The organism is Desulfovibrio sp. SGI.102 (genome assembly GCF_050314315.1).
Classification (GTDB): domain Bacteria; phylum Desulfobacterota; class Desulfovibrionia; order Desulfovibrionales; family Desulfovibrionaceae; genus Desulfovibrio.
In genome coordinates this window covers 118,098-124,435 of sequence record NZ_JBNPNC010000001.1, presented here as the reverse complement: position 1 = coordinate 124,435, position 6,338 = coordinate 118,098, and the positions used below count along the sequence as shown (strand labels likewise).

At 62.5% G+C, this 6,338-nt stretch carries 5 protein-coding genes; 3 read left to right on the top strand and 2 right to left on the bottom strand.

Annotation, left to right across the window (positions count from 1 at the left end; all coding sequences use genetic code 11):
- Positions 1-161 precede the first annotated feature (161 nt).
- Positions 162-1,685: an outer membrane homotrimeric porin gene (locus ACQRCJ_RS00590; protein ID WP_427799168.1), complete on the bottom strand. Its 1,524-nt coding sequence runs from the start codon at positions 1,683-1,685 to the stop codon at positions 162-164.
- A gap of 34 nt (positions 1,686-1,719) precedes the next feature.
- Positions 1,720-2,154, bottom strand: a complete 435-nt coding sequence (locus ACQRCJ_RS00585; RefSeq protein WP_168934448.1) for a squalene cyclase — start codon at positions 2,152-2,154, stop codon at positions 1,720-1,722.
- Positions 2,155-2,564: 410 nt separating this feature from the next.
- Here ACQRCJ_RS00585 and ACQRCJ_RS00580 point away from each other — a divergent pair, with 410 nt between their 5' ends.
- Genes ACQRCJ_RS00580 through ACQRCJ_RS00570 form a run of 3 tightly spaced genes read left to right on the top strand, consistent with a single transcriptional unit; the run spans position 2,565 to position 6,271 of the window.
- Positions 2,565-3,542: a DMT family transporter gene (locus tag ACQRCJ_RS00580; protein WP_168934447.1), complete on the top strand. Its 978-nt coding sequence runs from the start codon at positions 2,565-2,567 to the stop codon at positions 3,540-3,542.
- Between the two features lie 40 nt (positions 3,543-3,582).
- The gene (locus ACQRCJ_RS00575) at positions 3,583-5,274 is read left to right on the top strand and encodes a hypothetical protein (protein ID WP_427799167.1); all 1,692 of its coding nucleotides are present in this window, start codon (positions 3,583-3,585) and stop codon (positions 5,272-5,274) included.
- On the top strand, positions 5,264-6,271 hold the full coding sequence (locus ACQRCJ_RS00570; RefSeq protein ID WP_289615868.1) for a glycosyltransferase family 2 protein: 1,008 nt from the start codon (positions 5,264-5,266) through the stop codon (positions 6,269-6,271). The genes ACQRCJ_RS00575 and ACQRCJ_RS00570 overlap by 11 nt, the downstream gene beginning before the upstream one ends.
- Positions 6,272-6,338: the final 67 nt, after the last annotated feature.

Genomic DNA, 6,338 nt, shown 5'->3' with positions numbered 1-6,338 from the left:
GCAGGAGCATCTTGCATCCGGTGCCACGGCGCCGGATGAGCCTGCCGGCAGCCGCCGGAAAAAGGAGGCCGCCGCTGTTCCTGCAAAAACAGCGGCGGCGGAGTGCGCGCGGGAAGGAGAAGCACGCGCGGGAGAGGGGCGGATGGCCCGCCCCGGGAGGGCTAGAAGGTGTAGGCGAAGATCAGCTGGGCCTTCCAGGCATCCTGCTTGGACCAGTTACGCTGTTCGCTGATATAGCTCTTGTCCCAGGTATCCTTGTCCATCATGTTGACGATGTAGCCGAGCTCGAGATTGGCTTCCAGGTTCTCGTAGATCTGCCAGGAGTTGACCAGGTTGAATTCCAGCAGACCGTCGTTGGTGGTCAGATAGGGACCGTCCTGGGCGGCGGTGGTGTCGTCCCAGGCCACGCCGGAACCCATGTACTTGACCATGGAGGGGCTGTTGGTGCCACCCCAGTAGGCCACACGGAAGGTGTGCTTGAGGTCTTCCACAAAGCTCACGTCCGCGATCTGCAGGCCCACGCCCCAGGTACCGGCGTAGGTCAGATTGTTGTCGTAGAAGTTGTAGCCGGTGCCCCAGGCCAGGTTGCCGTCGCCCATGAAGGACGTGAAGTTGCCCGCGCCGGCGATGGAGGGCAGCCGCTCGGAACCGTTCTTGACGTTGCCGTCGTCACCGGAGGCATACCAGCCGAAGATGCCGGGGGTGCCCCAGTCCATCTTGTATTCCACCAGGGCCTTGACCAGCCAGCCTTCACGCTTGCTGTTGCCGCGCACCAAGTCCGCACCGCGCTTGAGCACGTCGTAACGGCCCATGGCTTCCACATAGCCGTAGTTGATGTCGAATTCGATGTTCAGGGGATCGAAGGCCGTGATGGCCACGGGCAGGCCGGCCCAGAACATGGAGCCGTAGGCCTTGCTGGTATTGCCGAGGGCGAGGCCGTTCATACCGGGATAATAGCCGGGCAGGGTCACGCCGAGCGCGCCGTCGGCGGTATCCACGCCGCCTTCATTGAAGCGGGTGTTCTTGCCCTGCATGCCGTACATGGCCCAGGGGGTCAGCTCCACACCGTCGAACTTCAGGGGCAGCATGAGGGCGAAGAGGTCCATGTTGTCCAGATAGTTGTTGTAGCCGTTGCCGTAGGCTTCACCGTCGGCATTGGTGCCGGTGTAGTTGTCGTTCAGCGGACGCATCCAGAGGGCGGTCAGGCCCACGTTGTCGTTGAACTGGTAGCTGGCGACCACGGCGGCGGCGTCACCGTCCATGATGGCGGAACCGCCGGCCACGTTGGGCATGGCCACGGCCTGCAGGCCCATGCGGAGCTTGAGGTCGGTATTGGGCACCATCCAGTCGATGTAGGCGTTCTTGACCTTCACCACCTTGCCGTCGGCACCCAGGGCGCCGCCGCTTTCGGCATTGCCCCACATCTGGTCGCCGATCTCGAAGAACACCGTACCGGACAGGGATTCGGAGGCCACGGCATCCAGCTGCAGGCGGACGCGCTGACCGGCGTTGAAGGTATCGTCGTGGTGGTACTTCTTGTTGTCCACATCCTTGATGAGGCTGCCGTCACCAAGGCCAAAGCCCACCAGCCATTCGCCGGAGGCTTTGAAATCGATGGCTTTGGCGCCGCTGGCGGCCCCCAGGAGCATGCCGGCAGCCAGCATGAGGGTAAGAATTTTTTTCATGACCTTCTTCCTTACTGTTTGAGGTTCACATCCATCAGGCAACAGCGGCGCCCCCCGACGCCACGGCCGCCCGGGCCGTATTCCGCGCCTTGGCGCGGGCCTTTTTGTCCTTGCAGCGGCAGTTGGGGCAGGTGCCCTTGCAAACATGCTTTGCCTTTTCAGGGACAATGAGGACCTTGTTGCCGCTCGTCGCCAGCTCGAAGCCGCGGGAGCCTTTGTAGTGGATGCGCTGCGGCGCGATGGAAGGCTGGGGCGCACCGCGCAGGGCGGCGGCCGCCGCCGGCTGGATGCGGGTCACATGGCGCACATCGATGAAGAATTTGTTGCAGTCGTTGCTGTGGCAGCGCATAAGGTTCAGGATGGCACGGGCCTGTTCCAGATCCAGATCCTCGCCGGTGGCGATGTGCAGGTTGTTGGCACTGCGGCGGAAAGAGATCCGGGTCTGGGGAAGGTTTTCCAATCTCGGCATGGTGGCTCCTGTGGTAATGTGTTTTGTTGGGGCAAACATGCCATGATTGAAAAATGATGTCAACGGAATTGAAAATTGTTTTCAATTTATTTTGCCTTTGAAAAATAAAAAGGCAATCATCTCAAAAAGGTAGCGAACCTGTGCCGGCTTATCTCTGCGTATGACGCAGAACAGGGCCAACATCGATCCCGGACTGCGTGCCCCTGCCGGTCAGCAGGGAAGAAAAGCGGCGGTACGGGATTTGCGATACCTTTGTTAAAGGAACCACAGCACTGCTGCCTGCCGCCGCAGATCACGTCAACGCCGGTTCAGGATCGGGGGGGCCCGGCGGGGATCCTGCGTGCGTATATCTCGAAAAATCTTTTATTTTGCGCTATGGTGCGCGCACAGGAAGGCCTCTGGAGAAGATCATGACGACAGCCACAAGCCGATATTTTGCCCTGCTGGCCCTGACGGCCGCCCTGTGGGGCGCCCAGCCGCTGCTGGTCAAGATCACCATGCGGGAGCTGAACCCGTCCACCATGACCGCAGTGCGTTATCTGCTCATGAGCATCACCTTTTTCGCGCTCATGCGCTGGCGGGGGCTGCCGCTCCTGCCGCCGCTGCGCCTGATGCCGGCCCTGCTGCTCATGGGCATCACCGGTGTGGCGCTCAACAATATCGCCCAGTTCACCGGTCTGCAGCTCTCCACGGTCAGCAATGCCACTCTCATCGCCACGACCACTCCGGCCGTGACGGCACTGGTGGCCCTGATCTTCCTGCGCGAACGCCTGCTGCCCATCGAACTGCTGGGGATCCTGCTTTCCGTGGCCGGGGCGCTGTTCCTCGTCAGCAAGGGACAGATAGACGTATTGCTGCATATCTCCTTCAACAAGGGGGATCTGCTGTTCTTCACCGCCCAGCTGGGCTGGGCCGTCTATTCACTGACGGGCTTCCGCGTCATGCGCCATCTTCCGCCCCTGACGACCACGGCCTGGGCCGGGCTGTTCGGGACGGCGGGCACCTTCATCTACGCCGCGCTGACCGGCCAGCTGGACGTGCACAGCGTGGGCGGCACGACCCTGGCCTGTATGGTCTATATCGTCTGGATCGGCGGCGTGTGCGCCATGATCTTCTGGAACATGGGGGTCAAGGTGGTGGGGGCAGGGCAGGCGGCCATCTTCCTCAACATCATGCCGCTGGTGGGCGTTGTTCTGGGCGTGACCTTGCTGGGAGAGGACTTTGCTTTCCGCGAGGCCTTCGGCGCCGTGGGCATCCTGGGCGGAGTGTACATCCTGACGCACAGCCGCCAGATCATGCGGCGCATGGACCAGCGCCTGATCCGGCGCGCCCGGGAGCTGGCGGCCGCCCGCCGGCAGGCTGCGGAAAAGGAATCCCGCCGGGACTGAGACCGGCGGGATGGCATCTATCAAGAGACGGGCTGCCGCTATGAAAGAGACTGAACACAAAAGACACCGGCTTGCGGATCTGCTTCTGGTCCTGCTGGCCGTGCTGTTCTGCTGGTGTGCCCTGCAGGGGACGCTGGACCTCAATCCCCAGGGCATCGGCATGGACAGCGACCTGCAGAACTACGCGCAGATCATGGAAGCCGGGGAATGCCCCGCGGCCTTTGCCCGTGACCCGGTGGCGTCTTTTTTCCCGCAGGATCCGGGCGTGCCCAACCTGCTGACGGCCCTGGCGGGTCTGCTCCCCGACGGGGACAATGCGGCCACGGACATGCTACGTGTGGGCGCGCTGGGCGTCTTTTTGCACTTCCTTGCCTATTACATCCTGGGGCGCTGCCTGTTCTTCCGCAGCCCCTCTCTAGCGGCCCTGCTCTCGATCCTGATGAGCATTGCCGTGCACTGGTCGTTCGGCACCTTCTGGGGCAGCATGCGCTCGGATCCGGTGCCGCGCATCTTCTATGCCGACCTCTGGCCCTTCCTTCTTCTGCTGGCCTGTGCGGCCGTCAAACGCCCTTCGCTGCAGCCTGTGGTCATGTTCCTGTCAGGCTGTGCCATGCTGGTGCATACGGTCAGCGCCCTCATGGGCGGAGCCATGTTCTTCATGGCCTTTTTCCTGCTCTGGCGGGACAGGGGACTGTGGCGCCACGCAGGCCTGAGCCTGCTGAATCTGTTGAGCTTCGCAGTTCCCGTTGTTATATATCTGAAAGTTTTTCTTGCGGATACACCAGCACCGCCGGCCGAGTATACCGGGCTTTTTGCCGAGGTGCGCGCCCTGCGTTACAGCAAGGACTGGCATGATGTCTGGCAGAGCCTTGCGGACATATTGCGCTATTATACCTTCCCCGTCCCGCTGTTCCCCGCGGCAGCCGTAGCAGCCGCCATACTGTTCAAAAAAAGACAGCAGCTGGCCGGGCCGGTGCGCACCCTGCTGCGGCTCATGCCGGGCATGGTGCTGGGCATCGCGGGCGGCTGTGTACTCTGCGCCCTGGAGATGTGGCTGGCCCGCCATCTGGGGCGGCAGAACATGAGCCAGGAGATCCTGCGGGGCACGCGCTTTTTGGTGCCGCTTTCCTGGCTGCTGCTGACCTGTCTTTTGTCCCTGTACTGGCAGGGCGTAGCCCCCCTGCTGCGCCGTGGCCTCGTCATCCTGCTGGCTGTCGTCCTGCTGTCGCTGGGGCAGGGCAAACAGGTGGTGGCGGCCCGGCATGCCCTGGCGGACATGACCGGTCTGGGCTGGCTGGATACGGAAGAGGCCCGGCAGATCAAGGCGCATTCCCTGGGATTGCGGGATGCCCTGCAGGCCCTGCGCGCGCAGGCGGGACCGGAAGAGCTGGTTTTTACTGACGGAGACTGCATGGCCGTGCGTTTTGCTGCCCGCATGCCCATGCTGCCCGTACACAAGGACGGGAACGTCATCTATTATGCCGCCGACCCGGATATGGCCCGGCGCTGGCTGGCCATGCAACACCGCATGGCGGCCGATGCCACCGGCTATATGGAGGTCTGGCGTACGGAGCAGGCCGCGTTGCTGCTGACGCGCCATGTGGAGCACAAAGCCCTGTTGCTGCGTTACGGTGCCCTGCTTTTTGAGAATGAAGACTGGCTGTTGCTGCGGCGTTCGCCGGTAGCGGCGGACGCCGATGCACAGGTCACGAGGAGCGGATATGCAGACTGAGAAGAAAGGCAACAGGATCGCGGTCCTGATCCCCTGCTATAACGAGGCGCTGACCATCGGGAACGTGGTCAGGGATTACCGTCAGGCCCTGCCGGATGCCGATATCTATGTCTATGACAACAATTCCACCGACGAAACGGCCCGTCTGGCCCGTGAGGCCGGTGCCATCGTGCGCCCCGAGCCCCGTCAGGGCAAGGGCAACGTGGTGCGGACCATGTTCCGTGACATCGAGGCGGACTGCTATCTGATGGTGGACGGGGACGACACCTATCCGGCTTCGCAGGCGGCGGCCCTGTGCGCGCCCGTGCTGGAAGGACGTGCGGACATGGTCATCGGCGACCGGCTGTCCTCCACCTACTTCACGGAAAACAAGCGCCCATTCCACAACTGCGGCAATATGCTGGTGCGCCGCTGCATCAACATGTTCTGGAAGCGCGGCCGGCAGATCGAGGACGTCATGACGGGCATGCGGGCCATGTCGCCCCTGTTCGTCAAATCCTTCCCCATCCTTTCGCAGGGCTTCGAGATCGAGACGGAGATGACCATCTTTTCCCTGGCCAACAATTTCCGCATCGCTTCCATGCCCATCCAGTACCGCGACCGGCCGGAAGGGAGTTTTTCCAAGCTGAGCACGTTCCGGGACGGCTTCCGCGTCCTGAAGACCATCGCCGTCCTGTTCAAGGATTACCGTCCCCTGCTGGTCTTCTGGTCGGTTGCCTGTCTGCTGGCCCTGCTTTCTCTGGGGCTGTTCCTGCCTGTGCTGGGCGAATACATGTCCAGCGGGCTCGTACCCCGCTTCCCGACCCTGATCGTGTCCGGATTCTGCATGCTGGCGGCTTTGCTGAGCTTTGTTGCCGGCCTGACCCTGGACTGCCAGCGCAAGCAGGCCCGGCAGGCCTTCGAGATCCAGCTCAATGTGCTGTCACTGCTGCTGCGGCAGGGCAGGACAGGCATGTCCTCCGGCGGGAACAGGCCGGAGCAAGCCCCTCAGGCGTAAATGAAGAAAGCCGGGCAACAGCCCGGCTTTTTCCATTTTGGACAACGCTGGAAAGGACGCAGCGAAA